The organism is Mesorhizobium sp. M4B.F.Ca.ET.058.02.1.1 (assembly GCF_003952505.1).
Lineage (GTDB): Bacteria > Pseudomonadota > Alphaproteobacteria > Rhizobiales > Rhizobiaceae > Mesorhizobium.
Genome location: NZ_CP034450.1, coordinates 6,118,815 through 6,135,786, shown reverse-complemented (window position 1 = coordinate 6,135,786; position 16,972 = coordinate 6,118,815). Strand labels below are relative to the sequence as shown.

The following is a 16,972-nucleotide window of genomic DNA, read 5'->3' as shown; positions in this document are numbered from 1 at the left end:
ACCTGCTCGCAACGCCCCGGTAATCACCGGGGCGTCCTCGATGCGCTATCTGATCTCTTGCCCCTGATTGCCCAGACGCATCTTCAGCAAGGCAACCAGACTTGCCTGCGCGCTGTCCTCGGCGTTGATCTCAGCCGTATGCGGCCGTTCGCGAAGCGCTACCCGCATGGCGTGGAATCCAAGTGCGCGATAGGCCTCCATCTGCTCTTCCGAGAAGAACTGATCGCTGGTCGATTCATGCGGGAAAAGCGGGTATCGGCGCTCGTAATCGAGGACATAGTCGGGCTCATCGCCGGTAACCGACGCCTTGACGTAGACAAGGATGCCTTCGACCGGATCATTCTCGTAGAGGATCTTGCCGACCGCGAAATGCCGCAGATGCAAATCCGATTCCGGCGGGACTATCTTGGTGCGGTTGGCGTCGCGCGCCAGCGCCGCGTCCCTGACCGGTCGCCAGTCGAGCGAGATGCGCACGCCGAGATCGATCCGCGCGAAGCGTTGGACGTCGGTGAAGGCGCCGAAATTCACGCCGGCATCGGCCTCGGCGTCGACCACGATGATCAGCTTGCACCTGCGCTTGAGCAGTTGGTAGAGGCCGATATTGTCGATGTGGCCGCCATCGGTGATGTAGACCCGCGAACTGTCGGACCTCAGCTGCCCCGTCGCCTCCGCGAGCAGATACAGCCGCAGGATGTCTTCCCAACTGCGCCGCGAGGGCCGCTTTCCAAGCGCAATCCCGCTCGGGTTTGGAAGCCAGAACCCCAGGCGCAGGTTGAGCAGGGCAAGCGTCGGCCCAAGCAGGCCGAGGCTGGTGCGACCCATGCTCGACGAGATGGCGGCGCCCGAAATCGCCGCCGCCGCCGCGAGGTCCAGCTGCCCCTCCGCCTTGGCCATCGCTGTCGAGGACGCATATCCGGTCGAGGTGCTGCCGACGAAATGTTTTGAAAACAGGAAGAATTCGGCGTTGCGCCCTCTCTTGCTCGGGTCGGCCTCGGGAAGGCTGTGGACTTGCACGGCAGGTGGGGGCGCGATTGGCCGATGGTGGCCCGGCAGAATGATATCCGGCCCGCCCCACCAGGCCCTCAACCTTATGGCTGCGGCAACCTTGGCGCCCACCCAGCGAATCGCGCGGACGAGAACGGACCTCTTCGGAGGCTCGGCCGTTTGCCCGGCATCCCTGGCGCGGCGCACATTCAACGTGCCGTTTATCAACAGATAGGGCGCCATCGCGCCGAGGGCATCCAGAGCGATGTCGGCCTGATCTTCGCTGCCGCCGAGGCGAAATGCCTGCCGAAGCCGGTCGCGGTAAAGGCGGTGCAACCCATTGGCGTTCTCGGTGAAGTTGAAGGCCACAAATGTGACGATGGCGCTGATGGCCAAATAGTTGAGCAGTACGGTGGATTCGTCATGCTGCCAGACACCTTTCGCCATCCTGGCTGCCACGGCGAAAATGGCTGAGCATGCAATAAGCAGCAGCACCTTGATGACCACCGATCCGCTATAGTCATGCCTCATCGCGCCAAAGAAGCCACTGAGCCGGCCGGGGGCCAGATCGTCCGCGAGATAACGAACCACAAAGGTTCGCGCCGCCAGAAACAGCGCCATCGATATGACAAGGATCGTGAACAGGACGCGATTGTCGGCCGTCAGCCAGGCTGGACCGTAGGCATAGCCGCTGTCGCGGCCAAACAGCCACGACACGTCGAAGCCCCAGATCGTGATCGGCGAAAAGATCTTGATGCCCCAGATCGTGATCAACAGAAAGAAGCCGTAGATCAGCAGGGGCAGGGCGAGACCGAGTGCGAGAAACGCCGCGCGCGCCAGATAGCCGCGCAGCTGGTGTCCGATCCCCGGCGAATTCAGGGCCTTCTGCAGCCAGGAAATCAGAATGCCCCTGAAGGCGGCGGTGGCTGTGACGATGGCCGCCGCCGCCGTGATCAGCGCCTTGAGCGTCTCCATTGTCGTCTGCCGATGACCAGCCTTCGGAGAGGTCACCTCGATCAGCCACAGAATGATCTTGGGCTGAATTTCAATCAGGAGCAGGCCGGCGGTGACCAGCAGCAGGGTGCGACCGCCCTTGGCCCATCTACTGTCCTGTTCCAGGCGCTCGCCTTTGCGCGCAAAGGCATAGCTGTCGGTATAGGACCGTCGCAATCCCCAGACGACCAGCCAGACGGCGAGAACCACCATCATCGACCGCGAGAGCACGAACGGGTTGGCCACCAGCGATCGCAGGCTGGCGGCCCATCCCGCCTTGCCCCAATCGTCGCCGAAGAGCCAGTTGGCGACGTCGAGCACGATGCTGTGCCCGAGATGATCGGTGGTCGGGTTGGTCAGGATGACGAATGTCGCCAACGGCAGGATCAGCGTCAGCAACAGCAGGACATTGACCATCCAGCCGCGCATCAGAATGCCGATCGACAGCGTGATATCCTGGAAGCCGCGCGGCGCCAGGAAACGGCTGTTGTCGCGGATGTGGCCGACCAACGCGTTGTCGCGCACGTCGTCGCCCGAGGCGAAGGGAAAATCGAGCGGCCCGTCCTCGCTTTTCTTCGCTGGATCGAGTTCCAGACTTTTCGCTTGCTCGAGTTCCTGGCGCGTCATGTCGGCGATCATCGCCGATCCGATGTAGCCGCCGCCCGATACCGTCGACAGATAGTCGATCCGCGGTATGAGCTTGTACTGGTCGAGTGCCTGAAGCGCGCCGAGGCAGAACGAAGCCGATCTTATCCCGCCACCCGAAAGCGCCACGCCAAACAGCCAGGCCGGATCACCCTTGGCAACGGAATCGGGCTTGCCACCCCAGCATCTTTCGAAGCATCCACGCCAAGCGCCTTGCGGCGAGCGAGGATGGCGTCATACTCTGATCGCAGAACCGTCTCGAATTCGTCGGTATACAAGATAGAATCGGATTTCTCTCCTTGACCGGCCATAGCTGTCCCCGACACCGCTATTGCTGATCAATACAACAGGCCACAAGCATTTTCGCAAGGATTAGCGCCGTCTGGAAAGTGAATCCGTCACCAAGATCATCCGTAACTTGAAAATCACAAGCGATTTTGACGGCATCAGGCGCCTTGCTTCGCAGATGGGAGAAGATCAGCGCGCTGACTATGGTTCATCACTTGTGGGGCAAGACGTTCGCTCAGGCGGCGGAGCCCGCAACGCGCCTGCTTTCCCGCTATCCCCATTCAGCCGCCCTCCACTTCCTGCACAAACTGCGCCTGAAATTCCGGGCTCAATGGGATCGGCTTGATCACGTCGATCAGCACGCCGTTCGGGTCGCTGGTGATGAAATGGCGCTGGCCGAACGGTTCATCGCGTAGCGAGCGAAGGATCGGAAGGCCGGCCGCCACGACACGCTCATAGACCGCGTCGGGGTCGCCAACCTCGAAATTGATCAGCAAACCTGATGTGCGGCCCCGTCCTTCCTCCGGGATCGTTTCGTGGTCGCCGTGCACGATGCCGAGATTGACCCGGCGGTCCTCGGTCGACTGCAGATGCACATACCAGTCGCTCTCGAACAGCGGCTTGAAGGCGAAATGCTCGACATAAAATTCTTTCGTACCGGCGACGTCGCCTGTCATCAGCACCGGATAGTAGCTCGTCGTCTTCATCTTTCCTTCTCCCGTCAAACAACATACAGTCTGCATGTAAATGCAATTAACATACAGGCTGCATGTATGCAACGAGAATCCGCGCGCCGCTCCAATCGCGATCGCACCGAGGCGACGCGCGCCGACCTGATCGACGCCGCGCGAAAACTGTTCACCGAAAAGTCCTATGCCGAGACCGGCACGCCGGAGATCGTCGCCGCCGCCGGCGTCACCCGCGGCGCGCTCTATCACCATTTCGCCGACAAGCAGGCGCTGTTTGCCGCCGTGGTCGAGCAGGAGGCTGCCGCGGTGGCCGAAGAGGTCGAGCGCGCCTCGCCCGCCTCGCTCCCTGCCCGCGACGCGCTGATCGCCGGCTCGGACGCCTATCTGGCGGCGATGCGGGCGCCGGGCCGCACTCGGCTGCTGCTGCTGGACGGGCCTGCCGTGCTCGGCCGATCCGCCATGGATGAGATCGACAACCGCCATGGCAACCGTTCGCTGCGCGAAGGCCTCGTCGCGGCGATGCGCGAGCAGTCCATGGCAAGACTGCCAATCGAGCCGCTGACCGCATTGCTCGCCGCTGCCTTCGACCGCGCCGCGCTTGCCGTCGAAGCGGGAGCATCGAGCGGCGACTACCGCGCCGTGCTCATGGCGCTGATCGACGGTCTGTCTCCGGCTCCTCCTCGGTCCACACGCCCGGCTCCATCTCGTTGAAGCAGCCGAGCCCTCGTTTGAACCGGTCGATCAGCCAGGCCGCAGCCGGCTTCGGGCTGCTGTCATTGCGATGCATGGCAAAAAGCGGCGAACGCGCCTCCCTGAAGACCTCGAGGTCGAGCTCCACCAGCCTGCCGCTTGCCAGATCGTCGGCGATCAGCCAGCGCGGCAGGCCTCCCCAGCCAAGCCCCTCCCGCATCAGCATATGCTTGGTGCGCATGTCGGTCAGCCGCCATGTGCGGTAGGCGAAGACGCCGAAATCGCGTCCCTTGGTGCGCTCGGACTGGTCGGTGACGACGAGCTGCGTATGTTCGCGCGCATCCTCGAGCGTCACAGGCTTCGGCAGCAGCGCCAGTGGATGGCTGGGCGCGGCGGCCAGCACGATCGACATGAAGCCGATGCGCACGAGGTGGACGTCGACCTCGCCCAGCATGCCGCCGATACCGAGGTCGGCCTGCCCGCTGAGCACATGATCGGGAATGACGCCAAGCGTGCCGATATGCAGGCGCAGCATCACGGTCGGAAACTGCGCCTCGAACGCCTTCAGCACCCGCACCAGCACCGGCGACGGCAGCGCCGCATCGACCGACAGCGCAACTTCGGCCTCCAGTCCCTGATGATGGCCGTCGACCCGCGAGCGCATCCGCTGCAGCACGCCGATCATGCGCCGCGCATCTTCGAGCATCGCCCGTCCGACATCGGTCAGTTGCGGTTCGCGCGTCCCCTCGCGCTCGAACAGTTTCAGCCCAAGCTGCGCCTCCAGGTTGGCGATACCATAGCTGATGACGGATTGCGCCCGGTTCAGCTTGCGGCCGGCGGCCGAGAAACTGCCGGTGTCGGCAACCGCCACCAGGATCTGCAACTGGTCGAGCGTCGGATTGGGCTGCATCGTTATATCTATTTTGTGGATGGATCGTATAGAAAATATACCAGTTTTTCGAATGAGTCGAGCGACCCATATTCAGCGGGACAGTTCAATCCCACTGGAGAGCCCCGCAATGTCCATTCTTCTTGTCACCTCGAGCCCGCGCGGCGCCGCCTCGCACTCGACCCGCATCGCCACCGAGCTTGCCAACAAGCTGCTTGCCGCCGATCCGTCGAACACGCTTGTCGTGCGCGATCTCGTCGCCAATCCGCTGCCGCATATCGATCCCGACTATTCGACCGGCATCAACACGCCCGCCGAGGCGCGCAGCCAGCGCCAGGCCGAAGTCGTCGGCGTCTCCGACGCGGTGCTCGACGAGCTGTTCGCCGCCGACACCATCATCCTCGCCACCGGCTTCATCAACTTCGGCATCTCCTCGACCCTGAAGTCGTGGGTCGATCACGTCGCCCGTTCGGGAAAGACCTTCTCCTACGGCGAAGGCGGGCCGAAGGGTCTCGTCAACGGCAAGAAGGTCTATATCGTGCTCGCTTCCGGCGGCATCTATTCCGAGGGCGCGGCCGTGCAGATGGATCACGCCATCCCCTATCTGCGTGGCGTGCTCGGCTTCCTCGGCATGACCGATGTCGACGTCATCCGCATCGAAGGCGTCGGCATGGGCCCGGACGCCGTTGATGCCGCGATCGCCAAGGCGTCTGCCAAGGTCAACGCGGTGGTGGCCGGAACCGCCGGCAAGCAGGTTGCGGCAGCGGCGTAACGCACGACGCCATCCCGACCGAAGCAAAAAGGCAGGCGCCAGCGCGGCGCCTGCCTTTTTTGCCCGTGGTGCCTGCTCATTCGGCCAGGGCATTGCGCCCAGTCCAGATTCAGTAGATAGCCGTGCAACGCCATTGGTTATTCTGCCGGTCTGCGCTATCGGTCGCTGATGTTCCTGTCCGTTGCTACAACACATGGTCCGGCCACAGACCTCGGTTTCTTGCTGCACAAGCATCCCGATCGTCTGCACGAGACTGAGCTCGCTTTCGGAAAGGCGTGGTTGTTCTATCCCGAGGCAACCGAGGAGCGTTGCGAGGCCGCACTTCTCCTCGATGTCGACCCGATCGGGCTCGTACGGGGCAAGGGCCAGGCGGAAGGCCTGCTGGACCAGTATGTAAACGACAGGCCATATGCGGCATCGTCCTTCCTGTCGGTGGCGCTCAACAAAATGCTGCGGACCGCGATGACCGGCATTTCAAAGGAGCGCCAGGAACTGGCCGAAAGTGCGCTGCCGCTGGAGGCCGTGGTGACACCGCTGCCGATGCATGCGGGCGAGGCTCTGGTTCGAGACCTGTTCGAGCCCTTGGGGTGGACCGTCGATCTGACGCCGATCGAGAATGTCGGGCATCGGGCAGGCAAATGGCGATACGGTCATCTCAAGCTGACCGGGACAGGCCGGCTGAGCGGCTTGCTGAACCACCTCTATGTCCTGATCCCTGTGTTGGACGACGCAAAGCACTACTGGGTCGGCGAGGCCGAGATCGACAAGCTGCTGTCAAAGGGTGAAGGCTGGCTGGAAAACCATCCCGCCAAAGACCTGATCGTGCGCCGCTATCTGCGCAATCGCGGTGCGTTGGCCCGCATCGCCCTGGAGCGGCTCGCTCCCGAGACGGCCGACGAGGCACTGCCCCCCGAAGTCAGGGACGCGCCCGAGGAAGCGCTGGAGGTGCCTATTCGGCTGAACGACCTGCGCATGGACGCGGTGGTCGATGCCATTCGGGCGACCGGCGGAACCGTCATCGCCGATCTGGGATGCGGCGAAGGCAAGCTGCTCTATCGCCTCGTGCGCGAGCGATGGGTCCACAAGCTGTTCGGGCTCGACCCCGCAGTGCGCGAACTGGAATGGGCTGCGAAGCGTCTCAAGCTGAACGAGTTCGGTGGACCGCCCGAAGGTCGGGTCACGCTGTTGCATGGATCGCTGACATACCGAGACGGCCGCTGGGCCGAGGCCGACGTCGCCGTGCTGGTCGAGGTCATCGAGCACCTCGACCAAGACAGGCTGCCCTTGATCGAACGCATCGTTTTTGGCGAGACGGCGCCAAAATCCGTGATCGTCACCACTCCGAATGCGGAGTACAACGCACTGTTTCCGAACCTGGCCCCGGGCAACTTCCGCCACCCGGACCATCGCTTCGAATGGAGCCGGGCGCAGTTCGAAGCCTGGGCTGACAAAATCGGTAAGATCTATGGCTATGCCGCCGCCTTCAGCGGTATCGGGGCTGTTGACGCCGTCCTGGGCGCGCCCACGCAAATGGCGGTGTTCACGCGGTGAGAGAGCCCGACAAGACCGACCTTGCCCTTCCCGATTTCTCGCTGGTGGTGCTGATCGGCTCGACCGGATCGGGCAAATCGAGCTTTGCCGCCAAGCACTTCCTGCCGACCGAAGTCATCTCCTCGGATCGCTGCCGCGCGCTTGTGTCCGACGACGAGACCAATCAGGACGTTTCGGCGGACGCCTTCGAGTTGATGCGCGAGATCGTTGGCAAACGACTCAAGCATCGCAAGCTGGCAGTTGTCGACGCCACCAACGTGCGCGCAGCCGACCGCAAGGCGTGGATCGAATTGGCGCGCAAGTGGCATGCTCTACCAGTCGCCGTCGTCATCGATCCAGGCGTCGACGTCTGCATCGCGCGCAATGCAGCGCGACCTGACCGACAATTCGGCGCCGGTGTGGCCCAACGCATGACGACCGAGATCCGCAAGGGTCTTGGCGGCCTGCAACGCGAGGGCTTCCGCCAGGTCTGGAAGCTTGGCAGCGAGGCCAGCGTCGATGCCGCCAAGGTCTCGCGCCAACCGCTGTGGACCGACAAGCGGGACGACTCCGGTCCGTTCGACATCATTGGCGACATCCACGGCTGCGCCGACGAACTTCAGACCCTGCTTGGCCAACTCGGCTACAGCGTCGCCTGGTCCGAGGATCGCGGCGACCGAACGGTCGTCGTCACCCCGCCGGAGGGACGCAAGGCCGTCTTTGTCGGAGATATCGTCGATCGCGGTCCCAACTCGCCCGACGCGCTGCGCATCGTCATGGGCATGGTGGCGGCCGGCACTGCCTACTGTGTCCAGGGCAATCACGAACGCAAGCTCGGCCGCTGGCTGGAAGGCCGCAAGGTCACGGTCGCCCACGGCCTGCAGCAAACCATCGACCAGTTGGATGCTCAGGATCGCGGCCTCCGAGAGGCTCTGCCGGCTTTCCTTGACGGTCTGCGCAGCCACGTCTGGCTGGACGGTGGACGCCTGGCGGTTGCCCACGCCGGCCTCAAGGAAGAGATGATCGGACGTGGTTCGGGCGCCGTGCGCGAATTCGCCCTTTATGGCGAGACCACGGGCGAGATCGATGAATTCGGCCTGCCCGTCCGCGCCGACTGGGCCACAGCCTATCGCGGCAAGACGGCCGTGATCTACGGGCATACGCCGATGCTGTCGGCGGAATGGCTCAACAACACCCTGTGCATCGACACCGGCTGCGTTTTCGGCGGCAAGCTGACGGCCTTGCGCTGGCCGGAGCGCGAACTTGTCGAGGTGCCGGCAATCCAGGTCTGGTCCGAACCGATACGTCCTTTGGGTGGATCCGATCCCGGCAAATCGGCCCAGGCCGACGCCGACGGCGTGCTCGACTATCAGGACGTCTCGGGTCGCCGCTGGATCGAGACCGAACTAAGGGGCCGGATCGTCGTGGCCGAAGAGAACGCGGCGGCGGCACTGGAAGTGATGAGCCGCTTCGCGCTGGCGCCGCAATGGCTGGTGTATCTGCCGCCAACGATGTCGCCGTCCGAGACCAGCAACCAAAGCGACTGGCTCGAGCGCCCAGAGGAAGCCTTCGCTCATTTTCGCGAACGTGGCGTCGCTCAGGTCGTGTGCGAGGAAAAGCATATGGGTTCGCGAGCCGTCATCGCGTTGTGCCGGAACGCAAGGGCGGCGCGCGAGCGCTTCGGTGTGTCAGGAAACGAGACCGGCGCGATCTGGACCCGGACGGGGCGCTCCTTTTTCAAGGATCCGCCACGACGGAAGGCCTGCTCGCCCGTCTTCGCGCGAGCGTCGATGCGGCGGACCTGTGGAACGAACTGAGCAGTGACTGGCTGCTGCTGGACGCCGAGATAATGCCCTGGTCGGCCAAAGCCGGCAGCCTGATCGAAAGCCAGTATGCGCCGGTGGCGACCTCCTCGGCCGCCGGCTTCCAGGCGAGCCGCGAGGCGTTGGCCCGGGCATTGGCGCGCGGCGTCGATGCCGCCGGCCTGAATGCCCGGTTCGATGACCGGGCCGCGCGCGCGACCAAATACGCCACCGCCTGGGCACCCTACGTATGGCCGGTCACTGGCATCGACGACCTGAAGGTCGCGCCGTTCCACCTACTCGCCAGCGAAGGACATGTCTGGTTCGACAAGGACCACGTCTGGCACATGACGCTTGCGGCCCGTCTGACTGCCGACGATGGCGTGGTGACCGGCACGCGGTGGCGTACGCTCGATCTGGCCGACGCCAATGCGTGCGCGGAAACGATCGCTTGGTGGGAGGCGCTGACCGGTTCGGGCGGGGAAGGCATGGTCGTCAAGCCGCGCGACTTCGTGAGCCGCGGCAAAAAGGGGCTGATCCAGCCGGCGTTGAAGGTGCGCGGCCGGGAGTATCTGCGCATCATCTACGGCCCCGAATACGATGCGCAGGATAACCTCGTTCGCCTGCGGGAACGTGGGCTGGGCGGCAAGCGCAGTCTGGCGCACAGGGAGTTCGCTCTCGGTCACGAGGCGCTGAAGCGGTTTGTGGCACAGGAACCGCTGCGGCGGGTACACGAGTGTGTGTTCGGCGTGCTGGCACTGGAAAGCGAGCCGATCGACCCAAGGCTGTAGCAATGATAGTCCTAGCCGAAGATTCGCTCGCCCTGCTCGTCGACCAGTTGGATGCCTTTCTTGATCGAGATGTCGACGGCATCGTCCAGGCCGGCGAAACGGTCGGCGCGGATGAAACGGTGTTCCTTCGTCACGCCGTCGATTTCCTTCGAGACCACGCCGCAGGTCTGGTACTGGCCGTCGGCCTTGTAGGGCGTGGCGCTGATCAGGAAACCCTTGTGCTCGACCTGCTTTGCCGGCGCCGCGTTCTTGGGTTCGCCCGCATCGCCGCCGCCACCGCCGAAAAGCTTTTTCAGAAAAGACATGGTTCAAATCTCCACTTTCACCTCGGCGCAAAATGCCTGCGCCGGTTCTCATTATCGCATTTAGGCGTCACGACGGTGCCGCGCCAGCATGATCCAATGTCCCGCCCCGTTCCAGCCCCTTGATGAAGACGGCGACCAGGAGCTCGATCTGCTCCCAAGTCTCGTCCGCCTGGCGCCCGGCGGAATTCGCGGCATAGCCGCTGGTGACGATGCCATGCACGCTTGACCACAAGGTGCGGGCGGCGATCCGCAGGCGGTTTTCGTCGAGGCCGAAGCGGCCGTCGGCGAGCACCCTGGCGATGATCTGCAGCAGTTCGCTGAGCCGCGCCTCATAGGCGTCCGGCTCCGCATGCGCCGGCTGGCGGCGGTTGAAGGCAAGCAAGGCCGGCCAGCTCGCCGGATGCGCCTCCACGAAGCCGGCATAGGCGCGCGCCAGCGCCAGCAGGCATTGCCGCGTGTCGGTCACCCCCGCCTTTTTGAGTTCGGCCATCGCTGCGGCGCCGGCTTCACCCAGCCGATCGAGCAGCCGCATGTTCACGGCGCGATGCAGGTCGTCGATATCCCGGAACAGATTGTATATGGAACCGACCGCGATGCCGGCCTCGGTGGCGATGGTCCTGGCCTTCAGGTTCTCCGCCCCGCCGGCTTCGATCAGATTCTCCGCGATGGCGATGACGCGCTCGCTCATCTCTTCCTTGTCCAGTGCCAAACCTTGTCTCCGCATCATCTCCGCCGCCTCTCGGGCGCGGCAACGGATGCCGGTTTACCATAATCCATTCTGCATGAACAGCGTTCAAAAAACATCTTGAACAATGTTCATCTTCTGCTACATTCCTTTTGTGAACAACGTTCATAAAGGGAGAACGAACAAATGCTCAGTCTTATCAGGACATTGCTGGACGGCGCCGGCGCCAAGGCCGAGGACCGGCTGAAGGACCAGTTCGCCGTCGACCTCTCGCCCAGCACATCCGCGATGCCGAAGCCGGCCTCGCCTGCGCCAAGCAGACGCTCGCCTCGCTGATCGTGCGTCAGCGCGCCGAACAGGCCAGCCTCGACCAACTCGACCGCCGCATCGCCGATCTGGAGACGCGCACCCGCAGCGCCCTTGCCGCGGGAGCCGAGGCCCTCGCCCACGATGGCGCTTCCGCCATCGCCGAACTGGAGAACGAACGCGAGGGCCGCCGCACCACCGTGCGCAGCCTGACCGAGAATACCTTGCGCATGCGCCTGTCGCTGGAACAGGCGCACCGACGCATCGTCGACCTCAACCAGGGCATGATCTCGGCGCGCGCCATCGACGCCGAGCAGAAGGCGCAGCGACGCCTCAACCGTTCCATCGGCCGGACGGCCAGCCTCAACGAGGCAGAGGCGCTGCTCGCCCGCATCCGGGAGCGCGGCGACCCGTTCGAGGAAGCCAGCATCCTCGACGAGATCGATGCGGCCTCAGCCAGGAAGCCATCCGCGGCAAGCTGGAGGAGGCAGGCCACGGCCCCTCGACCAAGGTCCGGGCACAGGACGTGCTCGAGCGCCTGAAATCCACGCACTGATCCACGAAACCTACCTCACCAACCAAAGGGACAACGACAATGAACGCCAATCAGACCTACATCATGTTCAACACCATCTCGGTCGGCATCGCCTATTTCATGCTTGGCCTGTCGCTGTGGCTCGCTCCGGTCGACCTGTCGACCAAGGGCTATTGGGGCATGGGCGTGCTCTTGCTCACCGGCAGCCTGGTCAACCTCGTCAAATACCGCACCGACGAGCGCGTCGCCGCCGAGACGACTGCCAAGATCGAAAAGGCGCGCAACGAAAAGCTGATCAGCGAATATGTCGGCAAGGAATGACCGCCGGCAGGCACGTCCCAGATACGTGCGGCTCCAGCAACGAAAAAAGCCCGGATCTTCCGGGCTTTTTTTGCGTGGGTTGCTGGCGGCTTCAGCGGCGCGACAGCGCTTCAAGCGCCGCGGCGGCATCTTCCAGGATGCTCATCGCCTGCGCCTGCTTGTCTTCCGGCGCATCGACGATTTCGCTGAGCGCCGCGCGCAGCCGGTGGCGCACGGCACGGAACGCATCGCGCTTTTCGTGGCGCCCGCGATGCCGGCCGCCCTCCTCGCCGTCGTCGTTCCAGCCGAACCAGTCGCGCGCCTTGGCCATCTTGCGGCCGAAGCGTTCGAGATGGTCGAGCACGTGGTCGATCATCTCGCGGTTCTCGTCGAGATGCGCCTGTCCGGCCTCGGTGATCGAGAACACCTTCTTGTTGCCCTCCGCCGAGGAGATGGCATAGCCCGCCTCTTCCAGGAAGGTCAGCGTCGGATAGACCACGCCCGGGCTTGGGCTGTAGATGCCGCTGGTGCGCTCCTCCAGCGCCTTGATGATGTCGTAGCCGTGGCGCGGCGCCTCGGCCAGCAGCGACAGCGTGATCAGCTTGAGATCGCCGTCGGCCAGCATGCGCCCGGCGCGGAACATGTCGCCCGGGCCGCCGCGGCCGCCGCCGCGCATGCCCGCCCCGAACGGACCGAAACCGCCGCCGCGACCGCCGAACTTGCCGGCCATATGCAGGAAAGCGCGCTCGGCGCGCTCGCCGAAAGGATGATGTCTGTGCATGGATTGCTCCTTGAGTTATGTCTTACGATATATCTCAATTAGGCCCGCCGTTTCCTCGAGTCAAGATATATCTTACGATGTATCTGAAAATGGCGCCAGCGGGATTGATTTCGCAAAAGCTCGCCGCTAAAAGGCGCGCGAGGGTCGACGACCGCTCCGTAAGCGTCTGACGTCAAACAACGCATCCATCCCCGGTCGTTCCGGGCAATTGCGCCGCAAGCGGCCAACGGATGCCTATGCGCTCGACCGGACACCTCAGGGAAAATCCCAATGACCACGACCCGCAAGCGCGGCAGATTGCCCGCGCGCTATGCCGCTGTTCTCACTCCGCTGGTGCTGTCGCTGTTGATGACCTTCATCGTCTCGTTCATCTCGACGCTGAAGAGCCTTGGGCTTCAGCCGGGCCTGCCGGCCGTCTGGCTGACGGCCTGGGGCCTCTCCTGGCTGGTGGCGTTTCCGACGCTGCTCATGGTTCTGCCGGTGGTGCGCCGCATCGTCGGCTGGCTGTGCGACCCCGCCTCCAGATAGCCGGCAAGGCCCGGACCGGATCCGGGCCTCCCCTCATCGGCGAGCCCTTCGTCTACCAGCGGCCCTTGCGCCGGTTCCAGACGTAGAGAAGATCGGCGAAGCGATCGTAGGCAAGACGTGTCAGCGGCAGGAGGACGGGGTTGCCGAGCAGCGCCGCCAGCCAGCCCTCGCCCGGCGTTCTCCGCCACACCGCGATCGCGACGTCGGCGCCGACCAGCAGCCTGCCCTCCGCGTCGGTGGCATGCAGGCGGCGGCGGATATCCTCCAGCGAGGCGCCGTATCCGGCAAGCGCCGACGGCTCGAGATTGATGTCACGGAACTTGATCCGGCCCGCCTTGACCGCCTCGACCAGTCGCCGCTTCTGCCTGCTGATGCCGGCATCGCAGACCGGGCAGCGCGTGTTGTACCAGACGGTGAGCGATGGCTTGGACATGTCGAGGCGCGACCTCCCGCACGATCCGGCAATGCCCCAGTGCATGTCGCCCAAAAGTGCGCAGCGGTTTTGGGACATCGACATGCATAAGACAACAGCCTAAGCCGCGCCGTGTGAACCGCTCGGGCACGCCGCGCTTGAACATGCGGTGAGGACTAGCCCGGATTCACCCGGGCCGCGATTCATCCCAGTGAGGTAATGATCTCGCGATAGGCGAATTCCGGGAATGCCTTCAGGGTTCGCGTCCTTACACTGCCGCCCACCGCCAGCATCAGCGCGAAGCGCGCGAGCACCGCATCGTCCGGCGCCTCGACGACGGCCACCATGTCGCATTCGCCCATGGTCAGGTAGAACGCCTTGAACGATCCACCCATGTCGCCCAGCTGCTTCTTGGCGGCGTCGAGCCGCTTCGGTGACTCGCGCACATTTCTGGCACCCTGCTCGGTCCAGTTGAGCAGCATGATGTAAGTCGTCATGGCACACCTCCTCCGGCGCCACGGAGCACGGCGTTAAGGTCGCGGACCTTCCACCGGGGCGGGCATCCGGTTTGTCGCCCGGAAAACGCATCCGACGTGGAAATTATCCGCCTGAAAGACCGAGGCGGCAAGAGCCTGCCGCTGGGCCGCCATCGTCCATGTCTCCACGAAAAAAGGGCGCCAAAGGCGCCCTTTCGAAGATATGTCCAAGCCGGTATCAGCTATCCAGGAAGCTCCGCAGTTTTCTGCTCCGGCTCGGGTGCTTGAGCTTGCGCAGCGCCTTGGCTTCGATCTGGCGGATGCGCTCGCGGGTGACCGAGAACTGCTGGCCGACCTCTTCCAGCGTGTGGTCGGTGTTCATGCCGATGCCGAAGCGCATGCGCAGCACACGTTCCTCGCGCGGCGTCAGCGAGGCGAGCACGCGGGTCGTCGTCTCGCGCAGATTGGCCTGGATCGCCGCATCGATCGGCAGGATCGCCATCTTGTCCTCGATGAAGTCGCCGAGATGCGAATCCTCCTCGTCGCCCACGGGCGTTTCGAGCGAGATCGGCTCCTTGGCGATCTTCAGCACCTTGCGCACCTTTTCCAGCGGCATGGCGAGCTTCTCGGCCAGTTCCTCCGGCGTCGGCTCGCGGCCGATCTCGTGCAGCATCTGGCGCGAGGTGCGCACGATCTTGTTGATCGTCTCGATCATGTGCACCGGAATGCGAATGGTGCGCGCCTGGTCGGCGATCGAGCGGGTGATGGCCTGCCGGATCCACCATGTCGCGTAGGTCGAGAACTTGTAGCCGCGGCGGTATTCGAACTTATCGACCGCCTTCATCAGGCCGATATTGCCTTCCTGGATCAGGTCGAGGAACTGCAGGCCGCGGTTGGTGTATTTCTTGGCGATGGAGATGACGAGGCGAAGGTTCGCCTCGACCATTTCCTTCTTGGCGATGGCGGCTTCCCGCTCACCCTTCTGCACCTGGTTGACGATCTTGCGGAATTCCAAGATCGAGATCGCCGTTTCGGTGGCGAGGTTCTGGATCTCGGCGCGCAGGTCCTTGATCGCGTCCTTCTCGTTCTTGGTGAATTCCTTCCAGCCGCGCGAGGTCAGGTTGGCGATCGAGCGCGTCCAGTTCGGGTCGAGCTCGGAGCCCTGGTACTCCTTGAGGAATTCCTCGCGGCGCACGCCATAGCTCTCGGCGAGCCTCAGCAGCTTGCCTTCGTTCTGCACCAGCCGCTTGTTGATGTCGTAGAGCTGCTCGACGAGCGCCTCGATGCGCGCCGTGTTGAGCGACAGCGACTTCACCGCCTTGATCAGCTGGTCCTTCAACTCCTTCAGCCGGCGGTCCTGGCTTGGCGACAGCGTGCCGGCGGCGGCCAGTCTGTTCTCGACCTGCTGGTCCTGCAGCTTGCGGAGCTTCTTGTAGGTGTCGGCGATGACGTCGAGCGTCTCCATCACCTGCGGACGCAGTTCCGCTTCCATCGCCGCCAGCGACAGGCTCGCCTCGTCCTCGTCGTCCTCGTCCTCTTCCAGCCCGCGGGTGTCGGCGCCGACATTGGTGATGTCGTCCTCTTCTTCGCGCGCGGCGGCGCGGCCGCGCGGCTTTTCCTCGGCCTTGGGGGCTTCCTCGATCCGCTCGACCACCGGCGCCTGCTTGGCTTCCGGCCCGGCATAGGTGGCTTCCAGGTCGATGATCTCGCGCAGCAGGATCTTCGATTCGTTGAGCTCGTCGCGCCAGATGATGATGGCCTGGAAGGTCAGCGGGCTTTCGCACAGGCCCGCGATCATCGTCTCGCGGCCGGCCTCGATGCGCTTGGCGATGGCGATTTCGCCCTCGCGCGACAGAAGCTCGACCGAGCCCATCTCGCGCAGATACATCCGCACCGGATCGTCGGTGCGATCGGTCGGCTCCTTCTTGGTGGTCGTGGTGGCGACCGCCGTGCCGGTCTGCTCGGCGAGCTCATTGGCATCTTCCTCGGCGTCGGCGCCAGAGTCGCCGCCTTCGGGTTCCTCGCCCTGCTCGTCGTCCTCGACGACGTTGATGCCCATGTCGGAAAGCATCGCCATCGTGTCCTCGATCTGCTCGGAGGTCACTTCCTCCGAAGGCAGCACCGAGTTCAGCTCGTCCATCGTGACGTAGCCGCGCTTCTTGGCGGCCTTGATCATCTTCTTGACAGCATCATCGGAAAGGTCGAGCAGAGGGCCATCAGTGGCGCCTTCACGTTCGGTCTCGACCTCTTCCTTTTCCTTTGTCGCCATTCTTTGTCGTCTCCAAGCGGCTTTCTAGCGAAGCCGCGTAAGCTGCAGTGCCGGTCAAATCGGATGCGCTCGCACCAGAACGCTCTTCACCGGGCCAGTAACCGCATCTCTCGTTAAGTCCAGATTAACCCTGATATCTGTGGCAGGCCTTTTGCCCGTCCAGTGACCAGTACCCGGCATCGCTCAATTTTCCCGTCGACGCCTGGCACGGGTTAATATTTCGAATCGTCCTGATTCCGCCATTCTGCCAGAAGGTCAAGCGCCTCTCGCATGATTCGCATGAAAAAAGCGAATCAATTACC

The 16,972-nt window shown here is 63.7% G+C and carries 18 protein-coding genes; 9 read left to right on the top strand and 9 right to left on the bottom strand.

Going from position 1 to position 16,972, the window contains the following annotated elements; genetic code table 11:
- Positions 1-45: 45 nt before the first annotated feature.
- The gene (locus EJ073_RS29945) at positions 46-2,751 is read right to left on the bottom strand and encodes a patatin-like phospholipase family protein (RefSeq protein ID WP_210211265.1); all 2,706 of its coding nucleotides are present in this window, start codon (positions 2,749-2,751) and stop codon (positions 46-48) included.
- A gap of 440 nt (positions 2,752-3,191) precedes the next feature.
- Complete coding sequence (locus EJ073_RS29940; protein ID WP_126058801.1) at positions 3,192-3,617, bottom strand: VOC family protein; 426 nt, start codon at positions 3,615-3,617, stop codon at positions 3,192-3,194.
- Between the two features lie 66 nt (positions 3,618-3,683).
- Here EJ073_RS29940 and EJ073_RS29935 point away from each other — a divergent pair, with 66 nt between their 5' ends.
- The gene (locus tag EJ073_RS29935; protein WP_126058800.1) at positions 3,684-4,310 is read left to right on the top strand and encodes a TetR/AcrR family transcriptional regulator; all 627 of its coding nucleotides are present in this window, start codon (positions 3,684-3,686) and stop codon (positions 4,308-4,310) included.
- On the opposite strand, the gene EJ073_RS29930 is transcribed toward EJ073_RS29935, so the two are convergent.
- On the bottom strand, positions 4,243-5,199 hold the full coding sequence (locus EJ073_RS29930) for a LysR family transcriptional regulator (RefSeq protein WP_126058799.1): 957 nt from the start codon (positions 5,197-5,199) through the stop codon (positions 4,243-4,245). The two genes, EJ073_RS29935 and EJ073_RS29930, sit on opposite strands and share 68 nt — an antisense overlap.
- A gap of 109 nt (positions 5,200-5,308) precedes the next feature.
- Between EJ073_RS29930 and EJ073_RS29925 the strand changes: the two genes are divergently transcribed.
- The 4 genes from EJ073_RS29925 to EJ073_RS32655 all read left to right on the top strand — a co-directional run bounded on the left by EJ073_RS29925 (position 5,309) and on the right by EJ073_RS32655 (position 10,073).
- Complete coding sequence (locus EJ073_RS29925) at positions 5,309-5,950, top strand: FMN-dependent NADH-azoreductase (RefSeq protein ID WP_126058798.1); 642 nt, start codon at positions 5,309-5,311, stop codon at positions 5,948-5,950.
- A gap of 168 nt (positions 5,951-6,118) precedes the next feature.
- Positions 6,119-7,501 carry a 3' terminal RNA ribose 2'-O-methyltransferase Hen1 gene (locus EJ073_RS29920; RefSeq protein ID WP_126058797.1) on the top strand — a complete coding sequence of 461 codons (1,383 nt, stop codon included), beginning with the start codon at positions 6,119-6,121 and terminating at the stop codon, positions 7,499-7,501.
- The gene (locus tag EJ073_RS29915) at positions 7,498-9,297 is read left to right on the top strand and encodes a polynucleotide kinase-phosphatase (protein ID WP_245455420.1); all 1,800 of its coding nucleotides are present in this window, start codon (positions 7,498-7,500) and stop codon (positions 9,295-9,297) included. Before EJ073_RS29920 ends, EJ073_RS29915 begins: the two co-directional genes overlap by 4 nt.
- A complete protein-coding gene (locus tag EJ073_RS32655; RefSeq protein WP_245455792.1) occupies positions 9,192-10,073 on the top strand; it encodes a hypothetical protein in 882 nt (293 codons plus the stop codon). Before EJ073_RS29915 ends, EJ073_RS32655 begins: the two co-directional genes overlap by 106 nt.
- An 11-nt stretch (positions 10,074-10,084) precedes the next feature.
- On the opposite strand, the gene EJ073_RS29910 is transcribed toward EJ073_RS32655, so the two are convergent.
- Together EJ073_RS29910 and EJ073_RS29905 are read right to left on the bottom strand one after the other, a co-directional pair.
- Positions 10,085-10,378 carry an HlyU family transcriptional regulator gene (locus EJ073_RS29910; RefSeq protein ID WP_126058796.1) on the bottom strand — a complete coding sequence of 98 codons (294 nt, stop codon included), beginning with the start codon at positions 10,376-10,378 and terminating at the stop codon, positions 10,085-10,087.
- A gap of 67 nt (positions 10,379-10,445) precedes the next feature.
- Positions 10,446-11,087, bottom strand: coding sequence for a TetR/AcrR family transcriptional regulator (locus EJ073_RS29905; protein ID WP_126058795.1), 642 nt, complete (start codon positions 11,085-11,087; stop codon positions 10,446-10,448).
- Positions 11,088-11,249: 162 nt separating this feature from the next.
- Here EJ073_RS29905 and EJ073_RS32650 point away from each other — a divergent pair, with 162 nt between their 5' ends.
- The 3 genes from EJ073_RS32650 to EJ073_RS29895 are packed head-to-tail and all read left to right on the top strand — an operon-like array spanning position 11,250 to position 12,225.
- A complete protein-coding gene (locus tag EJ073_RS32650; protein WP_245455419.1) occupies positions 11,250-11,399 on the top strand; it encodes a hypothetical protein in 150 nt (49 codons plus the stop codon).
- The gene (locus EJ073_RS29900) at positions 11,345-11,911 is read left to right on the top strand and encodes a PspA/IM30 family protein (RefSeq protein WP_245455791.1); all 567 of its coding nucleotides are present in this window, start codon (positions 11,345-11,347) and stop codon (positions 11,909-11,911) included. Before EJ073_RS32650 ends, EJ073_RS29900 begins: the two co-directional genes overlap by 55 nt.
- Before the next feature lie 53 nt (positions 11,912-11,964).
- On the top strand, positions 11,965-12,225 hold the full coding sequence (locus EJ073_RS29895; RefSeq protein ID WP_126058794.1) for a YiaA/YiaB family inner membrane protein: 261 nt from the start codon (positions 11,965-11,967) through the stop codon (positions 12,223-12,225).
- Positions 12,226-12,316: 91 nt separating this feature from the next.
- Here EJ073_RS29895 and EJ073_RS29890 read toward each other — a convergent pair whose 3' ends face one another.
- Positions 12,317-12,985: a PadR family transcriptional regulator gene (locus tag EJ073_RS29890; RefSeq protein WP_126058793.1), complete on the bottom strand. Its 669-nt coding sequence runs from the start codon at positions 12,983-12,985 to the stop codon at positions 12,317-12,319.
- Between the two features lie 270 nt (positions 12,986-13,255).
- Between EJ073_RS29890 and EJ073_RS29885 the strand changes: the two genes are divergently transcribed.
- The gene (locus tag EJ073_RS29885) at positions 13,256-13,513 is read left to right on the top strand and encodes a DUF2798 domain-containing protein (protein ID WP_126058792.1); all 258 of its coding nucleotides are present in this window, start codon (positions 13,256-13,258) and stop codon (positions 13,511-13,513) included.
- Positions 13,514-13,565: 52 nt separating this feature from the next.
- On the opposite strand, the gene EJ073_RS29880 is transcribed toward EJ073_RS29885, so the two are convergent.
- The 3 genes from EJ073_RS29880 to rpoD all read right to left on the bottom strand — a co-directional run bounded on the left by EJ073_RS29880 (position 13,566) and on the right by rpoD (position 16,670).
- Positions 13,566-13,946, bottom strand: coding sequence for a DCC1-like thiol-disulfide oxidoreductase family protein (locus EJ073_RS29880; protein ID WP_126058791.1), 381 nt, complete (start codon positions 13,944-13,946; stop codon positions 13,566-13,568).
- A gap of 182 nt (positions 13,947-14,128) precedes the next feature.
- Positions 14,129-14,422: a GYD domain-containing protein gene (locus EJ073_RS29875; protein ID WP_126058790.1), complete on the bottom strand. Its 294-nt coding sequence runs from the start codon at positions 14,420-14,422 to the stop codon at positions 14,129-14,131.
- A gap of 217 nt (positions 14,423-14,639) precedes the next feature.
- Positions 14,640-16,670, bottom strand: coding sequence for an RNA polymerase sigma factor RpoD (rpoD, locus tag EJ073_RS29870; protein WP_126058789.1), 2,031 nt, complete (start codon positions 16,668-16,670; stop codon positions 14,640-14,642).
- Positions 16,671-16,972 lie beyond the last annotated feature (302 nt).